We start from the raw sequence: 19,440 nt of genomic DNA on the forward strand, positions 1-19,440 counted from the left end.
CCGTCGTCGGCCCGCCGCCGTTTCGTCAGGCAATCGCAGGGTGCCGTCCTGAACCGGGCGCGGGGAGTCCGGGTAGCCGTGGAGCAGGGCCACATCGGACCGGTCGCGGGGGCACCGCGACGGGATCGTGGCACGGCCCGCCATCACGACACCGCGAGGAGATGAGGACGGCAATGCCGAAGGTCGCCGACTACGTGCTGCAACGGCTGGGTGAATGGGGCGTCCACCGGATCTACGGTTACCCCGGCGACGGGATCAACGGGTTCCTCGGCGCACTCGACCGCGCGGACGGAGACCCCGAGCTGATCCAGCCGCGGCACGAGGAGATGGGTGCGTTCATGGCCGGCGCCCATGCCAAGTTCACCGGCGAGCTGGGCTGCTGCATCGCCACCTCCGGCGGCGGCGCGATCCACCTGCTCAACGGCCTGTACGACGCCAAGCTCGACCATCAGCCGGTGGTGGCGATCGTCGGGCAGCAGAAGCGGTTCTCCCTCGGTGCCGCGTTCCAGCAGGAGATCGACCCGACGGTGCTGTTCACCGACGTGTCGGAGTTCGTGCAGACCTGTATGCACCCCGCCCAGGCGCGCCAGCTGGTGGACCGCGCCTGCAAGGTCGCGCTGTCCAACCGCACCGTCGCGACGATCGTCTTCCCGGTCGACGTCCAGGAGGAGGACGCGCAGCCGTCCCCGCCGCGGACCCACGGTGCCGTGTACACCAGCGTCGGCTGGACCCGGCCGAGGGTGATCCCGCCCGACACCGAGCTGGCGAAGGCCGCGGAGATCCTCAACGAGGGCTCGAAGGTCGCGATGCTCGTCGGTCAGGGTGCCGCGGAGGCCCAGGACGAGGTCGTCGCCGCAGCCGAACTGCTGGGGGCGGGAGTCGCGAAGACCCTGCTCGGCCGCGAGGTGCTGCCCGACGACCTGCCGTACGTCACCGGTCCGATCGGCCTGCTGGGCTCGACGGCGAGCTACGAGCTCATGAAGGACGCCGACACCCTCTTCATGATCGGGACGAGCTTTCCCTACGCGGAGTGGCTGCCCGAGGAGGGACAGGCGAAGGCCGTCGAGATCGACATCGACGGCCGCATGATCGGGGTGCGCTACCCGGTGCAGGCCAACCTCGTCGGGGACTCGCGCGACACCTTGACGGCCCTGTTGCCGCTGTTGCGACGCAAGGAGGACCGGTCCTGGCGGGAGAAGATCGAGAAGGAGGTCGAGCAATGGTGGCGGGTCCTCGACGACCGCGCCCACGAGCCCGCCGACCCCGTCAACCCGCAGCTGGTCGCCTACGAGCTCTCGTCGCGGCTGCCGGAGGACGCGATCGTCACGACCGACTCCGGCTCGGCCACGAACTGGTGGGCGCAGTACCTCAGGCTCGGCAGGGGGATGCGGGCCTCGCTCGCCGGCACGCTGGCCACCATGGGCGCGGGTACCCCGTACGCCATCGGCGCCAAGTTCGCGTACCCCGACCGTCCGGTGATCGCGCTCGTCGGGGACGGCGCGTTCCAGATGAACGGGATGGCCGAGCTCGTCACCGTCAAGCGCTACCTCGACCGGCTCACCGCGCAGAACCCGACACTGGTGTTCTGCGTGTTGAACAACCAGGACCTCAACCAGGTCACGTGGGAGCAGCGGGCCGAGTCCGGCGACCCGAAGTTCATGGGCACCCAGTGGATTCCCGACGTCCCGTACACCGAGTTCGCGAAGCTCCTCGGGTTCGAGGGCATCAAGGTCGACGACCCGGCCGACCTCGGCGCGGCCTGGGACCGGGCGCTCGCCGCCAACGGGCCGTGCGTGCTCGAGGTCGTCACGGACCCGGAGATCCCGCCGGTGCCGCCGCACATCAAGAAGGAGCTCGGCAAGAAGTCCGCCATGGCGATGATGAAGGGCGACCCCGAGGAGGCCGGGGTGATCACCAAGGGGGCCAAGCAGAAACTGCACGAGTTCACCGAGTCGGTGAAGGACGCGATGCCGGGGAGGAACAAGTGACCACCACTGTCCCGGCCCGACCCGACCCACGGTTCGCGGCCGGCATGGTCGCCACCGAGAAGATCAACACGAAGGGGCTGGAGCAGCACCTGCGCCGGCACGTCACCGGGGAGGTCCGTTTCGACACGGCGTCCCTGGCGATGTACGCAGGCGACGCGTCGAACTTCCGGCAGGTACCGGTCGGCGTCGTCGTGCCGAGAACCCTCGACGACGTCGTCGCCACGATGCAGGCGTGCCATCGGTACCGCGCGCCCGTCGTGTCCCGGGGCGGGGGCACGAGCCTTTCCGGCGAGACCGTGAACAACGCCGTCGTGATCGACTTCTCGAAGTACCTGACCCGGGTCGAGGACGTCGATGTGGAGAACCGCCTGGTCACCACCGAGACCGGGGTGATCAACGAGCAGCTCAACAAGGTCACCGGACGCGCCGGGCTGGTGTTCGGGCCCGACCCGTCGTCGCACTCGCGGTGCACCATCGGCGGCAACATCGGGAACAACTCGTGCGGCGTCCACTCGGTGCAGGCCCGCCACTACGGGCCGGGCCCGCGGACGTCGGACAACACCCACGCCCTGGAGGTCGTCACCTACGACGGCGAACGCTTCTGGGTCGGTGTGGACGAGGAGGACCGGCTCGACGAGATCATCGCCGCCGGCGGGCGTAAGGGCGAGATCTACGCGAAGCTGCGGGACCTGCGCGACCGGTACGCCGACGACATCCGCGCCGGCTACCCGTCGGTGGACGTGCTGCCGCGCCGGGTCTCGGGCTACAACCTCGACGAGCTGTTGCCGGAGAACGGGTTCAACGTCGCCCGCGCCCTCGTCGGCACCGAGAGCACGTGCGCGATCGCACTGCGGGCGGTCCTGATGCTCACGCCCGCGTTGTTCCAGCGGACGACCGTGCTGGTCCAGTACCCGGAGCTGGCCGAGGCGGCGACCCACGTCCCCGAGATCATGGCGTGGAAGCCGATCGGGCTCGAGGCGCTCGACGAGCGGCTGATCGAGGACGAGCAGCTGAAGAAGATCAACCTCGGAGGGCTGCACGAGCTGCCGCGCCGCCGCGAGGGCGGGGCCTGGCTCATGGTCCAGTTCGGCGCCGACACCACCGACGAGTCGGTGGCCCGCTCCCGGGCGTTCGTCGACTGGCTGCGCGGGGACAAGGGCTACGACGACGACCGCATCCGGGTCGCGAAGAGCGTGCAGGAAGGGGGCAACAGCGAGACCCTGTGGGCCATCCGCGAGGGCGGCCTCGGCTCGACCGCGTTCCCGGCCGACGGCGACCACTGGCCCGGTTGGGAGGACTCGGCGGTCCCCCCGGAGAAGGTCGGCGCCTACATCCGCGAGCTCGACGCGCTCTACGACCGGCACGGGCTGCGCGGGGCGATGTACGGGCACCTCGGCGAGGGCTGCATCCACTCGCGGATCAGCTTCGACCTGCGCACCGCCGAGGGGATCCGCGACTACCGCGCGTTCATGGACGACGCCTCCGACCTCGTCACCCGCTACGGCGGCACCCTCTCCGGCGAGCACGGCGACGGCCAGCAGCGCGCCGAGCTGCTGGAGAAGCAGTACGGCCCCCGGCTGATGCAGGCCATGCGCGAGTTCAAGGCGATCTGGGACCCGGACGCGAAGATGAACCCGGGCAAGGTCGTCGACGCCTACCGGATGGACGAGAACCTCAAGCTGGGCACCGACTACAACCCCTGGCGTCCCGAGGTCCGGTTCGCCTACCCCCAGGACGACGGCGACTTCGCGCACGCCGCGCTGCGCTGTGTCGGGGTCGGCAAGTGCCGCGACCCCGAGCCCGCGCAGACCATGTGCCCCAGCTACCAGGTGACCCGCGAGGAGAAGCACACCACGCGCGGACGGTCCCGGCTGCTGTTCGAGATGCTGCGCGGCGAGGTCATCACCGACGGCTGGCAGTCGAAGGAGGTCGCCGACGGCCTCGAGCTGTGCCTGGCCTGCAAGGGCTGCACCAGCGACTGCCCGGTCGACGTCGACATGCCCACGTACAAGGCCGAGTTCCGCTACCACCACTACAAGTCGTGGCGACGCCGGCGCAACCGCCACGCCTACGCCTTCGGGTTCATCGACCAGGTCGCGCGGCTCGCGTCGCGGATGCCCGAGCTGGTCAACCTCGTGACCCGGACGCCCGGCCTCGCCCACGTGGCCAAGCTCGCCGCCGGGATCGACCTGCGGCGCCCGCTGCCCCCGTTCGCGTCGCAGACGCTGCAGCAGTGGTTCGCCGAGCGCGGCGGCACCCGGAACCCGGACGGGCGTCGGGTGGTGCTGTTCCCGGACACCTTCACCAACCATCTGCACACCGATGTCGGGGTCGCCTGCGTGGAGGCGATCGAGGCCGCCGGCTGGCGGGTCGTCATGCCGCAGGTGCACGTGTGCTGCGGGCGCGCGCTCTACGACTACGGGTTCCTCGACGTGGCCGACCGCTACCTGCGCCGCGTCCTCGACGTGCTCCGCGACGACATCCGGGCCGGCACGCCCGTCGTCGGGATGGAACCCAGCTGTCTGGCCGTCTTCAAGGACGAGCTGCTCAAGATGCTCCCGCACGACGACGACGCGCGGCGCCTCGCCGGGAACGCCTACCACTTCGGCGAGTTCTTCACCCGCTTCGACATCGACCCGCCCCACCTGGACGGGAAGGCACTGCTGTGGGGGCACTGCCACCAGCGCGCGACCGGCGGCATCGACCCCGACAGGCAGGTCCTGGAACGCATGGGGCTGACCGTCGAGCCGCTGAGCGGCGGCTGCTGCGGCCTCGCCGGCTCGTGGGGCTTCGAGGCCGGCAAGTACGGCATCTCGATGGAGTGCGGCGAACAGGCGCTGCTGCCCGCGGTGCGGGCCGCCGACGCGGCGACGGTCGTCGTCGCCGACGGGTTCTCGTGCCGCACCCAGATCGACCACGCCCGGACCGGACGGACCGCCCTGCACCTCGGCCAGGTGCTGGCCGCGGCGTCGGGCACGGACGCGGCCGCCCGTGCGGACCAGGCCGCCGGGCAGCCGCCACCGCCGCAACGACCGCGCGGTCGACGCGCGGCGCGGGCAGCGCTGCCGCTCTCGATGGCCGCTGCCGCGATCTCGGCGGCTGCGATCGCCGCGGCGCTCCGACGCACGAGCCCGGGAGGTGCCGGATGACGGGCCGAATCGTCGTGGTCACCGGCGGCACGGCGGGAGTGGGCCGGGCGGCCGTCCGGGAGTTCGCCGCCGCCGGATACGACGTGGCGATCCTCGCCCGTGGTGCGGCCGGTCTCGAGGCCGCCGAGGAGGAGGTCCGCGCCGCGGGCCGCCGGGCGCTGGCGGTCGCCGTCGACGTCGCCGACAACGAGGCCGTCGACCGGGCCGCCGCCCGGGTCGAGCACGAGCTCGGCCCCATCGACGTCTGGGTCAACTCGGCGTTCGCCGGGTCGCTCGCCTACTTCTGGGACACCACCGACGAGGAGTACCGGCGGATGACCGAGGTGACCTACCTCGGCCAGGTCAACGGCACCCGGGCCGCGCTCGCCCGCATGCGCGGCCTCGACGAGGGGGTCGTGGTCAACGTCTGCTCCGCGATGGCCTATCGCGCCATCCCGTTGCAGTCCGCGTACTGCGGGGCCAAGCACGCGGTGAAGGGGTTCACCGAGTCCGTGGCGACCGAGCTCGCGCACACCGGGAGTCGGGTGCGGGTGTGCATGGTCCAGCTTCCGGGCGTCAACACCCCGCAGTTCAGCTGGAACCTCAACAAGATGCGGCATCGTCCACGCCCGGTGGCACCGGTGTTCCAGCCCGAGCTCGCCGCTCGCGCGATCCGGTTCGTCGCCGAGCACCGGCGGCGCAACATCTGGGTCGGCATCTCCACCGCCTACACGATCCTGGGCGAGCGGATGGCTCCGCTGCTGGTCCGCGCCTACCTGGCACGAGCAGGCGTCACGGGTCAGCAGAGCCGGGCCGACCTGCCGCGGCACGGGGCGAACCTGTTCGTCCCTCGCGACGACGACGCGGATCGGGGCGCGCACGGCGCCTTCGACGACGAGGCCCGGTCCCGCGACGTCGTGCTGTGGGCCTCGATGCACCGGACCGCCCTGGCCGTCGGCTCGGCCGCGGCCGTCCTCCGGCTCCGTCGCGCGCGGCGACGGCGTCGCAGATGACGGGTGCATCCTCGTGCCGCGCGGGGGCGGGGTCAGTCGGCGAGGCGGGCGGCGGCCTCCAGCAGGGCCGCGTGCACGAACGCCTGCGGCAGGTTCCCCCGCATCTGACGCTGGACGACGTCGTACTCCTCGGAGTACAGCCCGGGCGGGCCGCACGCCGCTCGGTTGCGCTCGAACAACCGCATCGCGCCCGGCACGTCGCCCTGCTGGTGCGCGGCCATCGCGGTGAGGAAGCCACAGAGCAGGAACGCCCCCTCGGCCTGGTCGAGCGGACGCCGGTCGTGCCGGAACCGGTACACGTAGCCGTCGCGACCGAGCTCGTCACGGATCGCCGAGAGCGTGGCGACCGAGCACGGGTCGTCCGCAGGTAGCGCCCCTCGCAGCGCCGGGATCAACAGTGCCGCGTCGACCCGCGGGTCCTGCGGCGTGCGCTGCCAACGCCCGGACGGATGCAGCGAGTCGGCGGCCGTGGACGCGACGATGCGGTCCGCGAGGGTGTTCCATGCGGCGGCCTCGGACGCGGGCACGGCGGCTGCCGCCACCTGACGTAGACCGGCCGCGCACACCAGCCTCGAATGCGTCCAGCGCTGGGCGTCGAGCTCCCAGAGTCCCGCACCGGCGTCCTGCCACCGCTTCTCGACCGCCGCGACCGCGACGCCGATCGCCCGGAACCGCTCGGCGTCGAGCCGGTCGTGGCGCGCCGCTGCGGCGAACAGGAGCAGCGCCTCACCGAAGACGTCGAGCTGGAACTGGTCGCGTACGTGGTTGCCGATCACGTTCGAGCCGCCGGGATAGCCGGGGAGGTCCAGCTCCCGCTGCGGCGGGACGGCTGTCCCCGCGGCGGTGTAGGCGGGCATCAGGTCCGGGCCGTCGGTGAGGACCCGCTGCGCGACGAAGTCGACGGCGGTGTCGAGCAACGGGTGCGGCCCGGCGGCCGCCACCGCTTGACCGGCGAAGCACTGGTCGCGGACCCAGACGTAGCGGTAGTCGTAGTCGCGGCCCTGGTCCGCCCGCTCCGGCAGGCTGGTGGTGGCCGCCGCGACCATCCCGCCGGCGCCGGTGGTGAGGCCGCGCATGACCGCGTACGCGTGCCGCGCGTCCCGGTCGGCGACGGTGCGCCCGAGATCGGGCAGCGTCTCCCGCCAGCCGGTCTCGGTCGCCCCCCACGCCGATCCGGGGTGCGGCGGTGGCCGGTCGAACTCCCGGTCGGACAGCTCCAACACCAGGTCGTGCCGCTCTCCCGGGGAAAGCCGCAGCTGCGCGCGCAGGGCACCGGACTCCCCGTCGAACACGGCCCGCGGAGCTCCGCTCCACCTGACCCGCAGCGCTCCGCTCCGTCCGGTCCACACCCCGTCGCCCGATCGCCGGACCCCGGAGAACGACGCGTGGCCGAAGTCGGCAGCCGGTGCGAGCAGCGCCGCCACGTGTGCCTCGCCGCGGACGGCGGACAGCTGCCGCAGGATCACGGCGCGGTGCGGGTCGCCGGGGAACGCGAGTGCCTCGCGGCACTCGACCACCGCGTCGTCGTCGGTGATCCAACGCGATCGCCAGATCAGCGAACCGTCCTCGTAGTAACCGCCCCACACGAAGCGCTGCAGTGGGGCGACCGAGTAGCGGCCCCGGCCGCCGAGCAGCGTCGACAGGACCGCGGGCGAGTCCCACCGGGGTGCGCACAGCCACGCGATGTCGCCGTGCGGATCGATCAGCGCTCCTCGTTCACCGTCGGCGATCAGCGCGTACTCCCGCAGTACGTGCGGGGCCGGTTCTACGCATGCCTCCACCGTCGCTCCCTCGGCGTCGTCCTGTCCGTCGCTGTCCCTCTTCGAGGGGGCTACCCGAAACGGTCACCGGCCGCGGGACCGGGACCTTGCGACCTGCTGACGACTGGCCGCATCCCCGGCGGCGAGGGAGCGCCCTCGGCCGGCCGAACCGGATCCTGGTCCCGCGAGGGATCGACACAGCTGTCCCGCAGGCGACGGCTACCCGGCGGAGCCGACCTACGCGTGGCGCCCTTCGACCGACACCGCACGACGGCCGGGCCCGTCGTGCCCGGCTCCTCGGCCGGCCGCTGTCAGTTGGGGGAGGTCGACAGGCTCGGGCGCTGGACGAGACCGATGTAGAAGTCGTCGATCTCCCGCACGGCGGCGGCGAAGTCGTCGAAATCGACGGGCTTCGCGACGTAGGCGTTGGCGTGCAGGTCGTAGCTGCGCACGATGTCCTCGTGCGCGTGCGAGGTCGTCAGGATGACGACCGGAATCGGCGCGAGATCCGGGTCGGCCTTGAGCTCGGCGAGCACCTCCCGCCCGTCACGGCGGGGCAGGTTCAGATCGAGCAGGATCAGATCCGGGCGGACGGCGTCCTGGTGCGGCGCCTCGCGACGAAGGTAGGCGATCGCCTCCGCGCCATCGGTGACGAGCTCGAGCCGGGTACGGGTGCGCCCCTCGAGAGCCTCACGGGTCAGGAGTGCGTCGCCAGGATCGTCCTCGACGAGAAGAACGGTGACATGGGTCTGATCGGTCACGGGATGCGCGCCTCCGCCTGGAAAGGATGCGCGTGAGCCGATGGCTTCAGCGGAGGCGCAGGAACCACAAGTCTGGCACAAGGGGCGGCAGATCGTTGGCCCTGCGACCACTGAGGCCACCGATTTCGCCCACCGCTCACCCGACGACTCCCTGTGCCCGGCCGAGCGAGCCGGCCGGCCTACCCGGGACAGGGCGGTCGGGTCACGTGCGGAGTCCGATCGGCCGAGCCGGAGTCCCGCTCCACGGGAGCCGACCGGCGGGAGCCGACCCGGAAGCCGTGAGAGGGTGCGGCGCGCGGAACCGTCGCCCCGCGTCGCGCCCGATTGCGTTCAGACCTCGACGGACCGGGCCTCCAGATCAGTTCCGGGCCTTCTCCGCGAGCTCCTGCAGGAAGCCCGGCAGCCGGCCTGCGCCGAAGTCGTGAAAGCGCGCCCACGCCGGGACGATCGCGATCCGGGCCATCCGCTCGTACATCCGCCGGCAGTTCCGCTCGAACTCGTCGGCCGCCTCCGCGCCCATCGACTTCCGCGCCGCCGCGACGTACTCCGGCACCAGGCCGTCGACGATCCGGACCTCCGCCCGACCCCTGATGGACAACGACTGCGCCGACCCGGGCGTGCCGCCGCCGTCGATGGCCAGCGCAACGTCCGGGCGAGCGCGCACGGCCGCGACCTTCGGTGCGGTGTCGGCGGTGGAGACCACGAACTCCTCGCCGGTCCAGAAGTAGCCGACCGGGACGACCCGCGGGGTACCGTCCCTGCCGGTGTAGGCGAGGTGGGCAGCGGAGGTGGCGTCCAGCAGCGCCTGGGCGGCGGTGAGCTCGGTCAGCACGTCCTGTCGTTCCATCGTGGCGATCCTCCCTCGGTGCGGCTTTCGTCGCGATCCTCCGGGGACGGAGCCGACCGTGGATTCTCGACATCGAGCGACGACGCCGGTTCGGCGCGGTCGGACGGGCCGGTGACCACTCAGGTGGCGGGCTCGACGATCTTCCAGTAGGAGTCCTTGCGGATCACCTCACCACCGCGGAACTCCCAGTGGTCGCAGCCGCGGACACACACCTTCTCGCCGTCGGCCCTCGTGCCGGTGAGGAGCCATTCGGAGACGCCGAGGTCGCCGCTGACCCAGTGTCGGTCCTCGCCGTAGTGCACGTCGGGCAGTCCCGCGAAGCGGGTGGCCAGACCCGCCCGCACGGCGTCCTTGCCGGTGAGCCGCTGCCCCCAGGGCTCGGGCCCCCTCGGCATGTCCAACGAGCAGTCCTCCGCGAAGAACTCCATGATCGCGTCCAGGTCGTGTGCGTTGAACGCAGCCGTGATCGCCTTCAACGTCTCGACGGACGCCTCGCTCCGTTCTGTCATCGCCGCCTCCCCACCGTTGTGTCGGGTGAAAAGGGAGGGTAGGCCCTTTTCAGGCGTCGACAGCCGGAGACTTCGCGCGGACGCGGCCGCCGTGGTGCCGACCGGATCGTCTTTGGGGGGAGGCGCGCGACGCCGCCCGAGCGGCCGCCCGTCGATGTGGCTGGTCTGGCACACCGGCCGTGCGACGACGTCGTGGACGTTCCGAGCCTCATCGTTCGATCCGCACGAAGCCGTCGATCAGGGCCCCGAGCCGCGCGGGGACCTCGAACTGCAGCAGGTGCCCACACCCGGCGAACAGGTGGAGGTCGGCGCGCGGCAGGTGCTCGGCGAGGAAGAGGCTCGCGGCCGGCGGGATCGTCGCGTCGTCCTTCCCGTGCACCACGAGCACCGGGTGCCGCACCCTGCCGAGCACCGCCCGGTCGTAGACGGGCGCCGGCTCCCCTGGTGCCATGGCGGACTCGAACGATCGCCGGACTTCCGGCCGGACGGCGACGGCGAAGCGCTCGCGGACGTAACCGGCGACGTCGGGGACGTCGGGCCGGGCGAGCTGGGCGGCGACGAGATCGCCCATCGCCGCCGCGCTCGGCTCGCGATAGAACCCGGTCAGTTTCTGCAGGTCGGCCTTGACCGGCGTCCCGCCGGCGGCCAACAGCACGACCCGCCCGATCCGCTCGGGGACGCGGAGCAGCAACTCCAGCGCCACCCGGGCCCCGTAGGAGTGACCGACGACGTGGACGCGGCCGGGCCCGAGGTCGTCCACCAGCCGCAGCACCGCCTCGACGCGCCGGGCGAACCACGGTCCCGGGCCGGCCGGGACCGCTGCGGGATGGCTGCTGCGCCCGAACCCGACCAGGTCGGGCACGACGCACCGGTGCGCCCGAAGACCGGGCAGGAGCGGTCCGAAGCTCAGTTCCCCCGTCGCTCCCGGCCCGGTCCCGTGCAGGAGCAGCAGCGGCTCACCCGCGGGGTCGCCCGACGTCACGACGTGCATCGCCGTCACAGGGCCCTGCGGAACAGCTCGAGGGTGCGTTCCCAGGAGACCGTCGCCGCGTGCGCCTGGTAGGCCGGGTAGTGCGGGAACATGAAACCGTGGTCGGCGCCGTCGAAGATCTCGACGGTCGCCTTCACCGACGGCTGCGCCAGCTCGTCGCGCAGCGGCCCGTTCAGCTCCAGCGGAGAGATCGTGTCGGCCCCACCGAGCCCGACGAACAGCTCGGCCGAGATCGCGCCGATGCTGCGGTGCGGCGAGTCCGCGTCGTCGGTCACGCAGTTGGACGGGTGCAGCGCCGAGCCGGCCGCGAACCCGTCGGGATCGGAAGCGAGCAGGCGCAGGGTGAAGCGCGCGCCCATGCAGAAGCCCATCGCCGCCTTGGACGCCATGTCGGCGGCGCCGTCGCGGGCGGTGGCGTCGAGCACGGCGACCGTGTCGGCGAGCACCATGTCGTCGCCCAGCGAGGTGACCGCCGCGATCAGCCGGTCGAACTCCGGGGAACCCGGCCCCTGGGCGATCCCGGCCATGTCGAAGGAGATCTGGTGGCCGAGCCGGTGGTACAGGTCGGGCAGGACGGTGTAGTAGCCCGCGTCGGCGAGCGTGCGCGTGACGTCGTGGATGTCCTCCCGCAGCCCGGGCCCGTCGTGGTAGACGATCACGACCGGGAACGGACCGGCGCCGTCGGGGTGGCGGATCGTCACGGTCATGGGCCCGTCGCCGGTCTCGACGACGTCTTCTCTCTCCACCATTGCTCTCACCTGCTCGTCGGGTCGGGCAGCGCGGTGGTGACCGCGAAGCCGACGATCCATTCGGGAACGGGCTGGTAGAACGACGATCCGGTCCGGTACGGGCCGGCCGTCCGCAGCGCGGCGTGGGCGGCGATCCAGGTGCGCACCTCGTGGATCGAGCTGCCGCCCTGCGCGCCGAGCCGGTCGACGCTCATCTCGTCGAACCCGGCCAGGTCACCGCGCGCGAACCGCCGCAGGATCTCCTGGTCCAGCTCGGGGTTCAGCGGCCGGAGCGCGGACTCGCCGCGGGCGAACTCCTGCCCGGCGCGCCGCACCTCCGCCTCCCTGGCCCGCTGCTCGGCGGGGGTGCGGCGCCGGGACACGATGTACGCGACGGCCTCCGGCGGCGACTCCCGCAGCCGCGGGATCGGCACGTCGTGGGACAGCCCGCCGGAGCCGACGATCAGCACCCTGCGGTCCAGCCCGGCGAGGAACTCCCCCACCGCCGCACCGAGCCGCCGCACCCGCCGCAGCGGCCCCAACGGCTCGGCGACCGAGTTGACGAAGACGGGGATCACCGGTTTCGCGGCACTGGAGCCGAAGAGGATCTCCAGAGGCTGGACGATTCCGTGGTCCACGATCATCTTCTCCGACATGGCGACGTCGAGATCGACCGCCAGCAGGTGCGCGATGAGCCGGTCCGCGACGCCCTGCGGCACGTCGAGGTCGCCGGCGCGGGTGCCGTAGTCACCCACCGCGGCCGCCGCGGCCCCGACGCAGAACGGCGGCATCAGCTCGTAGCGGAAACCTTGGTAGTGGTCGGGACCGAAGATCACGACCAGGTCCGGGGCGAACGCGTCGACGAAGTCGCGGGCCGTCTGCAGCGCGTCGTCGACCCGCCGCGCGACGGACTCGTCCGGTCCGGGGGCCCGCAGCAGCGGCGTGTGCGACATGCAGCACAGCGCCAGCTCGGCGGCCACGCCTACACCGTCAGCGCACGCAGCGCGGGCACCACGTGCTCGCCGAACAACCGGTAGGAGCGCAGGGTCTGCTCCTTGGTGAGGGTGCCGAACGAGCCCCAGTTGAGGAAGTGCCCGCAACCGATCGTCTCCAACTGGCTGACGATCTGGTCGCGGACGGTCGCAGGTGTGCCCACGCAGATCGCCCCGATCGCGACCAGGGCCTCGAACGAGACGTCCTCACCGGCGAACGGGCGGAAGAACGACTGGTAGTGCTCGTAGCCCGCAGGCACGTTGTCGAGGTCGTGGAACACCGCGGCCTCCTTGAACGCCGCGAACAGCGCGTCGAACGCGGGCTCGGCGATGTCGCGCGCCTCCTGCTCGGAGTCGGCGATCACGACGTTGCGGCACACCCCCATGTCGCCGGCCTGCGCCTCGCGGCCCACCTCGTCGGCCGCCGCGCGGTACCCGTCGAAGATCGTCCGCATGTGCTCGGTCGGGGAGAAGACCGAGGTGAACCGGAAGCCCTGGCGGGCCGCCCAGCTCACGGTCTGCGGGCTCAGGGCCGTGACCCAGATCGGCAGCTCCGCGCGCAGCGGCCGCGGCCAGATGCTCACGTCGTCGTAGGTGTAGAACTCGCCCTTGTGCGTGAACCGGGGCTGGCTCCACGCCGCCTGGATGAGCGCCACCGACTCCTCGAACCGGGCGCGGGTCTCCTCCATCCGCACGCCCTCACGGAGGAACTCCGGCTCGTCGACCCCGCGCCCCAGACCGACCTCGAGCCGGCCGCCGGTGAGGTGGTCGAGCATCGCGCCCTCCTCGGCCAGCCGGCGCGGATTGTGGAACGCGGTGATGTTGGCCATCACGCCGATCCGGATCCGCTCCGTGCGCTGCGCGAGCGTCGCCACGAGCAGGTTCGGCGACGGGCTGATGCTGTAGGGCGTGAAGTGGTGTTCGGAAAAGAAGACGCCGTCGAAACCGTGCTCCTCGGCGGCGATCCAGGAATCCAGCTTCCAGTCGTAGAGCTCCTTGCACAGCTGCGGGTCGAAATTCGCAGGATCCGGGTCGTACGGATAGCTGAAAATCTCGAAGAGCCACGACCTGACCATGCGATTCTCCGTCCACTTCGACATCCGTCCCGCTTTCACGGGGTGACACGGATGACGCTATGAGCGGATTCCGGTTGTCGACAATCCGGCGTTCGCACGGGCCTGTCCATTTCTCGTGGGAATGTCAGGTCTCCCGGCGCAACGTCCGCGACGGCGACTCGCCGTAGCGTTCCCTGTACGTGGTCGCGAACCGGCCGGCATGGCCGAACCCCCAGCGGAGGGCGATCGCGGAGACGGTGTCCGCCTCCGGGTCGGCGTCCAGGAGGTCCTGACGGGCTCGCGCCATGCGCACCTGGCGGGCGTACGCGGTCGGCGAGATCCCGACGTGCCGCTCGAAGCCGCTCTCGAGCGCGCGCAGACTCAGGTGTGCGATCCGGGCGGCGTCCGTGGCCGTGCGCAGCTGCATCGGGTCGTGCTCGACGGCGTCGATGACGCGCCGGACCCCTCGTGGGACCTGTGCGAATGCGCCTTCGCCCGCCAGCGCGTCGGAGTGATTGTGCGGGAACGCCATCAGCATCGCGGAGCGCAGGAGCGCGCCGAGGCGGGCCGCGATGACCGGGCTCTGGCGCACGATGCGGTTCGATCCGCTCAGCGCTCCCTGCACGTTCTGCAGGATCTGCCCGAACTCGCGCCCCGGCCCGCCCCGCAGATCGAGCGCGTCGCCGAACACGATCGGGCGCTCCACCCGGCGGCCCAAGAGCGCGGCAAGATCGTCCTCCAGGTCGGCGCGCCCGATCCGCACGGAGAGCAGCGTGTCGCGCCAGTCGGCGAAGCACCAGGACTCGTGGGGGTTCAGGACGGCGGCGGTCGTCGCCGACACCGTCGTCGTCCGGCGGCCGGACCTGGTCAGGATCGTCCCCTCCGCCGCGACGCACAGGCAGTAGAACGTCGCTGGTGGCGGGACTTCGATCGCCACATCGGTCCCGAACGTGCTGAAACCGGCCGTGAGCTGGGCGGCGTCGAGCAGCTGGAAGTCGAAGGCGAACGGGCCCTTGTCCCGCACGGTGAGGTCGTGCGGCGCGTAGACGGCGCTGAGGATGTGCCGCGCCTCCGCGGGATCGCGGCTGTGCCACCGACCGTCCGCCGGAGCGGGGCGTGAGGCGCTGCGCGGTGTCATCGGCTCCACCCCTTTCGGCTCACCGGAAACTGTGCCCGAGGTCGCCTCCGCGGGCCAGTCACAGCTCGTCAGAGGTCCTCACCGCGGACAGCACCTCGCCCCCACTCAACCAATGCCGACCCGGATCGGCTATCCGGTTGTCGCCTCGTGCTGGCCACGAGTCGCCGAGTTCGGGGCGAGGTCGGCCATCCCCGGTGACGCGGAGCGCACCGTCGGAGCAACACGACGTGTCACTGTGCAGAGTCCTGGAGCCACACTTGATTACACTGTAAGCCCTGCGACATCGTGGGGGTGCGATGACACCCTCTGTGTCAACCTCAAGATCGTCAGGCTGCGGTCGGTGGGTTGAGTTGGCGGGCTGCCCCGCCATGGCGGGCGGGGTCGTAGGGCTGTCCGTTGTTCCAGCAGCGCCAGATCACTCGAACCCAGGCTCTGGCGAGGATCCGGATCGCGTGCGGATGGTCCTTGCCGCCGGCGATAGCTCGCCGGTAGATGCCGGCGGCCCAGGGACTGGAGTGGCGGGAATTGTCGGCGAAGGTGGTCAACGCGACGCGCAGCCGCTTGTTACAGGCCCAACGGAAACTCACCGCGTGGTGCTTGCCCGACGCGCGGGTGACCGGGACCAGCCCGGCGAGGGCAGCGATGGCATCCGGTCCGGAGTAGGCGTCGGGTTCGGCGAGCTCAGCGCGGATCTGGGCGGCGTTGACCAGTCCGGCGCGGGGGAAGCTGGTGAACACCTTTCCGTCGGGGTGGGCGTGCAGGTGCGCGGCGTTGGACCGGTCGAGGTCCTTGATCGCTGTGTTGAGCGCGGTCAGGACCGCGATCAGGGCGAGGACGGCGTCGCGCAGCGCGTCGGACACGACTGCGCCGCTGACACCGGCCGGTGCGGCGCGCAGCCGGGTGAGCAGCTCGGCGGGGCTGCGACGTCCGGAGTAGCCGTGCTTGATGCAGAACGCCGCCATCCGCTTCTCCCCGAGGTGCGCGGCATGATCGGGGGTCGGATAGCGGTGAAGGAACGCCAGACTGATCGCCGAGGTCACCTCGGCGAAGATCTCCTTCGCCCCGGGCCAGGCCGTGTCCAGCAGCGCGGCGAGCTGGTTGCCCGCCGCGACACGGGCGGCGACCAGATCCGAGCGGGTGCGCGACACCAGACGCAGCGCGCGGGTGTCCTCGGACAGGGGGGTCGCCGCCCGCAGCCGATGCGCGCGCAGACGCAGGTACTCGGCGATCACGTGAGCGTCACCGGGATCAGACTTCGCCCCGGAGATCACCTCACCCTCACGCCAGGTCTTGATCGCGTTCGGCTTCACCGCCACCACCGGGTAGCCGGCGGCGAGCAGCGCGTCGACCAGCCGCCCGTCCGGGCGCTCGATGGCCACCGGCACCCCGCCCGGCTCACCCAGCTTGGCGAGTCGGCGGATCAGACCGGTGAACCCCGCCGCGGTGTGCTCCACGCCGAACCCGGTGACTCGACGCCCGGACGAGTCGAGAACGCATACCGCATGGTTCGTCGCGGCCCAGTCGATCCCCACGAAGTACTCGGCACCCACCAGCGACACGTTCGTCGCCTTCCTGTCCACAGTGGGCAGGACACGGTCGAGAGCCCGGCCCCGAGTCGAGTGGTCACTGACCGGCACTCAACACCGCAGCAGCCCTCTGTCGTCGATCTCAGACCGGGCAGGAACCGGGGGCGGCAGTGTCATCGCGGCCGTCTCACGGCGACCGACGCGGGCCGTCACCCCGGCTCCCGACCGTTTCCTACCACAGAGGCCCTCATGACCCCCGCACAGAAGAGGGTGGACCAGTGACCGACGAGACGCCGACGATCTACGTGTGGGGCGGCGAGCGAGCAGGATTCGAGCGCTGGCTCAACACCTTCTACGACCTGGTGGAGGGCGACGAGCTGCTCTCGCCCGTCTTCGAGGGTTGTCAACGGCCAGCTTGATCTCCCCGCTGGCGGCCAGTAGTTCTCCCCACTGGTGGCCAGATACTTCTCCCCGACGGCGGCCAGATATTTCCCCGCCTCGGTCGTGCGTGGTCAGCTCAACGGGCTCACCCCCTTGCCGGCGGTGGCTTGTGCGAGCCGGTAGCTGTCACCGTCGGTGACGACGATGTGGGCGTGGTGCAGGAGCCGGTCGACCGTGGCGGTGGCCAGGGTCTTGGGCATGATCTCGTCGAATCCTGACGGGTGCAGGTTGCTGGAGATGGCCAGGGAGCGGCGTTCGTAGGCGGCATCGACGAGCCGGTAGAACCCTTCCGCGGCGTCCGGGCTGACCGGCAGGAGCCCGATGTCGTCGACGATGATCAGGTCCGTGCGGATCAGTCTCGCGAGTGCGCGGGTGATCGAGTCGTCGGCGCGGTGACGACGCACGAGGGCGCCGAGGTCTTCGATGGTGAACCAGGCCACGGTCATCCCCGTCTCGACCGCGGCCTGACCGAGGGCTTCGCAGAAGTGGGACTTCCCGGTCCCGGACGGCCCGCAGACGCAGAGGTTCTCCCGCCGGCTGACCCACTCCAGCGAGGTGAGGGCGTCTTGGGTGGGGCGCGGGATGCAGGACGCGCCCGCGTCCCAGTCGTGCAACGTCTTGCCGGCGGGGAACCCAGCTCGTTGGCGGCGGGTGCGCAGGTTCGTCGCGTCGCGGCCGGCGGCTTCCTCGGCCAGCAGCACCCGGACGAGCTCGGCATGGTCCCAGCGTTGTGCTCGCGCGGTGGGCACGAGTTCGACGAGGTGGCGGCGGATGTGGGGCAGCTTCAACCGCCGCGTCAGCGCGACGGCCTCGGCGAGCGGGTCCCCGCCCGATGCCGGCACTGATCCGGTGGCCGCGTTCATGACGGCCCTGCCGGGTCGAGCCCTGCCGGGTCGAGCCCTGCCGGGTCGAGCCCTGCCGGGTCGAGCCCTGCCGGGTCGAGCCCTGCCGGGTCGAGCCCTGACGGGTCGGTTTCGGGTGGTGGGGTGATGCCGAAGCCGGACCAGGCGGAAGTGCCGGGTTGCAAGCTGTGGTCCTCGCTGGCGCGGATGGTGGGCTTGTTGACGTTGCGGCCGGCTTGGTGGGCGAGGATGCGCAGGACGTCGTTCTCGGCGAACCGGCCCGCGACCGCGGCCGTGCCCAGCGCGCGGTCGACCTCGCCGGGTGGGTGCAGCTTCGCCAGCGCGACCGCTTCGGCCATCTTCCGGCGCACCCCGCGCGCACCCGCCCCGGCCGCCTCGACCAGCCAGGACGCTGCGCCCGGGCCGAGCGCCAGGAACTCGGCCTCCGCGGCACTGCCCGCGCGTGGGGTGCGTTCTCCGGCGGCGTTCGCGGCCGTGGTGGGTGGCGGGTAATGCTCGTCGCGGATCGAGGGCGTGCCCGGCGTCGAGCGGGCATGGCGGGCGACCTCTGTGGGGCCGCTGCCGGGTCCGTGCCCCTCCAACGGGGCATCGACGGCGGTGATGACCAGGTCGTCGCCGTGGAACCGGACCCAGACTCGAGTGTCGACCAGCTGATGCGGCACCGAGTAGCGCACCCCGTCGACCGAGACGGTGGCGTCCCAGTTCACCCGCCGGGTCGTGCCGAACGCGACGGTGAACGGCCGATCGGGCAACGGATGCAGCCGGGTGCGTTCCTCGGCCAACGCCTCGACCGGCGGGCGGCGGGTCTCCCGATGCGGCCGCGCGTTGACCTGCTCGCAGAAGCTTCGACACGCCGTCTCAAGCTGAGCGAAGGTGCGGTACTCCTCGAGCAGGTTCGCCGCGGTCGGGACGAGGTCGGCCTTGGAGATCCGCACCGTCGCTTCGGACCCGCCCTTGGACTGCGGGTCCGCCGGCACGCAGGTGCGGATCGTCATCCCGTAGTGCCGCCCGACCGCGACGATCTCCGGGTGGCGCACCGCGATCCCCGCGACATGATCGACCGACACGGTGCGTTCGTTGTCGGTCAGCGCGTAGGTCGGCACCCCGCCCAGCCGGCGCAGCGTGGTGTCGATGCAGGCCACGATCGTGGGCAGGGTGCGGTCGAAGACCGCGAGCACGACCCGGAACCGCGACCAGGCCAGCCACGCGCACCACAGATTCGTGCGGCGCCCGGCAACGCGGGGGCCCTCGCCCCAGTCCCACTGCAGCCACAGCCCCGGCTCGACCACCCACGGCCGAAACACCCGCCGCTGCCCGGCCCGCAGCCGGGCCTTCACCTGCGCGACGGTGCGGCGGGTGGTGCGCTCCCCGCCGGTGAAGCCCATCGCGAGCAGCCGCTCGTGCACCACGTCGGCGCGCACCCGCCCGTCGGAGCGCACCACCAGTTCTTCGATCTTGTCCAGGTACTCATCGATCGGTCGTGCCCGGTGCTCGCGAGCGACCGGGGGTTGACCGGCCTCCCGCAGCGCCACATAGCGGGCGACGGTGTGGTGATCACAACCGGCCAACTCCGCGGCGGCGCGGTAACTGCCCGTGAGGTCGAACGCCTCCAGGATCTCCATGATCTCCTCGTCTCGCTTCACCGGCAGACCCTCACCACCGGCATCGGATGCTTGATCACCGGGGAGATATCTGGCCGC

16 protein-coding genes are annotated in these 19,440 nt (G+C 71.5%); 4 read left to right on the forward strand and 12 right to left on the reverse strand.

Features of this window, described 5'->3' with window-relative positions; translation table 11 throughout:
- The first annotated feature begins 173 nt into the window (after positions 1 to 173).
- The 3 genes from PSED_RS30255 to PSED_RS30265 are packed head-to-tail and all read left to right on the forward strand — an operon-like array spanning position 174 to position 6,129.
- On the forward strand, positions 174 to 1,988 hold the full coding sequence (locus PSED_RS30255) for a thiamine pyrophosphate-requiring protein (protein WP_013678038.1): 1,815 nt from the start codon (positions 174 to 176) through the stop codon (positions 1,986 to 1,988).
- On the forward strand, positions 1,985 to 5,137 hold the full coding sequence (locus PSED_RS30260) for an FAD-binding and (Fe-S)-binding domain-containing protein (protein WP_013678039.1): 3,153 nt from the start codon (positions 1,985 to 1,987) through the stop codon (positions 5,135 to 5,137). The genes PSED_RS30255 and PSED_RS30260 overlap by 4 nt, the downstream gene beginning before the upstream one ends.
- Positions 5,134 to 6,129, forward strand: a complete 996-nt coding sequence (locus PSED_RS30265) for an SDR family oxidoreductase (RefSeq protein WP_013678040.1) — start codon at positions 5,134 to 5,136, stop codon at positions 6,127 to 6,129. Before PSED_RS30260 ends, PSED_RS30265 begins: the two co-directional genes overlap by 4 nt.
- Before the next feature lie 32 nt (positions 6,130 to 6,161).
- On the opposite strand, the gene PSED_RS30270 is transcribed toward PSED_RS30265, so the two are convergent.
- The 10 genes from PSED_RS30270 to PSED_RS30315 form a co-directional block, all read right to left on the reverse strand.
- On the reverse strand, positions 6,162 to 7,910 hold the full coding sequence (locus tag PSED_RS30270) for a glycoside hydrolase family 15 protein (protein ID WP_013678041.1): 1,749 nt from the start codon (positions 7,908 to 7,910) through the stop codon (positions 6,162 to 6,164).
- A 290-nt stretch (positions 7,911 to 8,200) separates the two neighbouring features.
- Positions 8,201 to 8,650: a response regulator gene (locus PSED_RS30275; RefSeq protein ID WP_013678042.1), complete on the reverse strand. Its 450-nt coding sequence runs from the start codon at positions 8,648 to 8,650 to the stop codon at positions 8,201 to 8,203.
- A 358-nt stretch (positions 8,651 to 9,008) separates the two neighbouring features.
- Positions 9,009 to 9,497 carry a pyridoxamine 5'-phosphate oxidase family protein gene (locus PSED_RS30280; RefSeq protein WP_013678043.1) on the reverse strand — a complete coding sequence of 163 codons (489 nt, stop codon included), beginning with the start codon at positions 9,495 to 9,497 and terminating at the stop codon, positions 9,009 to 9,011.
- 119 nt (positions 9,498 to 9,616) lie between these two features.
- Positions 9,617 to 10,006, reverse strand: a complete 390-nt coding sequence (locus tag PSED_RS30285; RefSeq protein WP_013678044.1) for a nuclear transport factor 2 family protein — start codon at positions 10,004 to 10,006, stop codon at positions 9,617 to 9,619.
- A 208-nt stretch (positions 10,007 to 10,214) separates the two neighbouring features.
- Positions 10,215 to 10,997 carry an alpha/beta fold hydrolase gene (locus PSED_RS30290; RefSeq protein WP_013678045.1) on the reverse strand — a complete coding sequence of 261 codons (783 nt, stop codon included), beginning with the start codon at positions 10,995 to 10,997 and terminating at the stop codon, positions 10,215 to 10,217.
- A 5-nt stretch (positions 10,998 to 11,002) separates the two neighbouring features.
- Positions 11,003 to 11,746: a dienelactone hydrolase family protein gene (locus PSED_RS30295; protein WP_013678046.1), complete on the reverse strand. Its 744-nt coding sequence runs from the start codon at positions 11,744 to 11,746 to the stop codon at positions 11,003 to 11,005.
- Between the two features lie 5 nt (positions 11,747 to 11,751).
- Positions 11,752 to 12,705 (reverse strand): 3-carboxyethylcatechol 2,3-dioxygenase, encoded by a 954-nt coding sequence (locus tag PSED_RS30300; RefSeq protein ID WP_013678047.1) that lies wholly within the window; start codon positions 12,703 to 12,705, stop codon positions 11,752 to 11,754.
- Positions 12,706 to 12,707: 2 nt separating this feature from the next.
- Entirely contained in the window at positions 12,708 to 13,793 is a 1,086-nt protein-coding gene (locus PSED_RS30305) for an LLM class flavin-dependent oxidoreductase (protein ID WP_013678048.1), read from the reverse strand.
- Positions 13,794 to 13,917: 124 nt separating this feature from the next.
- Complete coding sequence (locus PSED_RS30310; RefSeq protein ID WP_013678049.1) at positions 13,918 to 14,910, reverse strand: AraC family transcriptional regulator; 993 nt, start codon at positions 14,908 to 14,910, stop codon at positions 13,918 to 13,920.
- Between the two features lie 326 nt (positions 14,911 to 15,236).
- Complete coding sequence (locus tag PSED_RS30315; RefSeq protein WP_013678050.1) at positions 15,237 to 16,469, reverse strand: IS110 family RNA-guided transposase; 1,233 nt, start codon at positions 16,467 to 16,469, stop codon at positions 15,237 to 15,239.
- A gap of 245 nt (positions 16,470 to 16,714) precedes the next feature.
- Here PSED_RS30315 and PSED_RS30320 point away from each other — a divergent pair, with 245 nt between their 5' ends.
- Positions 16,715 to 16,855, forward strand: coding sequence for a hypothetical protein (locus tag PSED_RS30320; protein WP_158511347.1), 141 nt, complete (start codon positions 16,715 to 16,717; stop codon positions 16,853 to 16,855).
- 93 nt (positions 16,856 to 16,948) lie between these two features.
- Here the strand turns inward: PSED_RS30320 and istB are convergent, their stop codons facing one another.
- Positions 16,949 to 17,740 carry an IS21-like element helper ATPase IstB gene (gene istB, locus PSED_RS30325; protein ID WP_013672251.1) on the reverse strand — a complete coding sequence of 264 codons (792 nt, stop codon included), beginning with the start codon at positions 17,738 to 17,740 and terminating at the stop codon, positions 16,949 to 16,951.
- Positions 17,737 to 19,383 carry an IS21 family transposase gene (gene istA, locus PSED_RS30330; protein WP_013677379.1) on the reverse strand — a complete coding sequence of 549 codons (1,647 nt, stop codon included), beginning with the start codon at positions 19,381 to 19,383 and terminating at the stop codon, positions 17,737 to 17,739. Before istA ends, istB begins: the two co-directional genes overlap by 4 nt.
- Positions 19,384 to 19,440 lie beyond the last annotated feature (57 nt).

This window comes from Pseudonocardia benzenivorans CB1190 (assembly GCF_000196675.2).
GTDB classification, from domain to species: Bacteria; Actinomycetota; Actinomycetes; order Mycobacteriales; family Pseudonocardiaceae; genus Pseudonocardia; species Pseudonocardia benzenivorans.

Bases quoted from the DNA above. Each gene is read 5' to 3' on its own strand.
- PSED_RS30255 (WP_013678038.1), top strand. From the start codon at position 174: ATGCCGAAGGTCGCCGACTACGTGCTGCAACGGCTGGGTGAATGGGGC.
- PSED_RS30265 (WP_013678040.1), top strand. From the start codon at position 5,134: ATGACGGGCCGAATCGTCGTGGTCACCGGCGGCACGGCGGGAGTGGGC.
- PSED_RS30280 (WP_013678043.1), bottom strand. From the start codon at position 9,497: ATGGAACGACAGGACGTGCTGACCGAGCTCACCGCCGCCCAGGCGCTG.
- PSED_RS30285 (WP_013678044.1), bottom strand. From the start codon at position 10,006: ATGACAGAACGGAGCGAGGCGTCCGTCGAGACGTTGAAGGCGATCACG.
- PSED_RS30290 (WP_013678045.1), bottom strand. From the start codon at position 10,997: ATGCACGTCGTGACGTCGGGCGACCCCGCGGGTGAGCCGCTGCTGCTC.
- PSED_RS30295 (WP_013678046.1), bottom strand. From the start codon at position 11,746: ATGGTGGAGAGAGAAGACGTCGTCGAGACCGGCGACGGGCCCATGACC.
- PSED_RS30305 (WP_013678048.1), bottom strand. From the start codon at position 13,793: ATGGTCAGGTCGTGGCTCTTCGAGATTTTCAGCTATCCGTACGACCCG.
- PSED_RS30310 (WP_013678049.1), bottom strand. From the start codon at position 14,910: ATGACACCGCGCAGCGCCTCACGCCCCGCTCCGGCGGACGGTCGGTGG.
- istB (WP_013672251.1), bottom strand. From the start codon at position 17,740: ATGAACGCGGCCACCGGATCAGTGCCGGCATCGGGCGGGGACCCGCTC.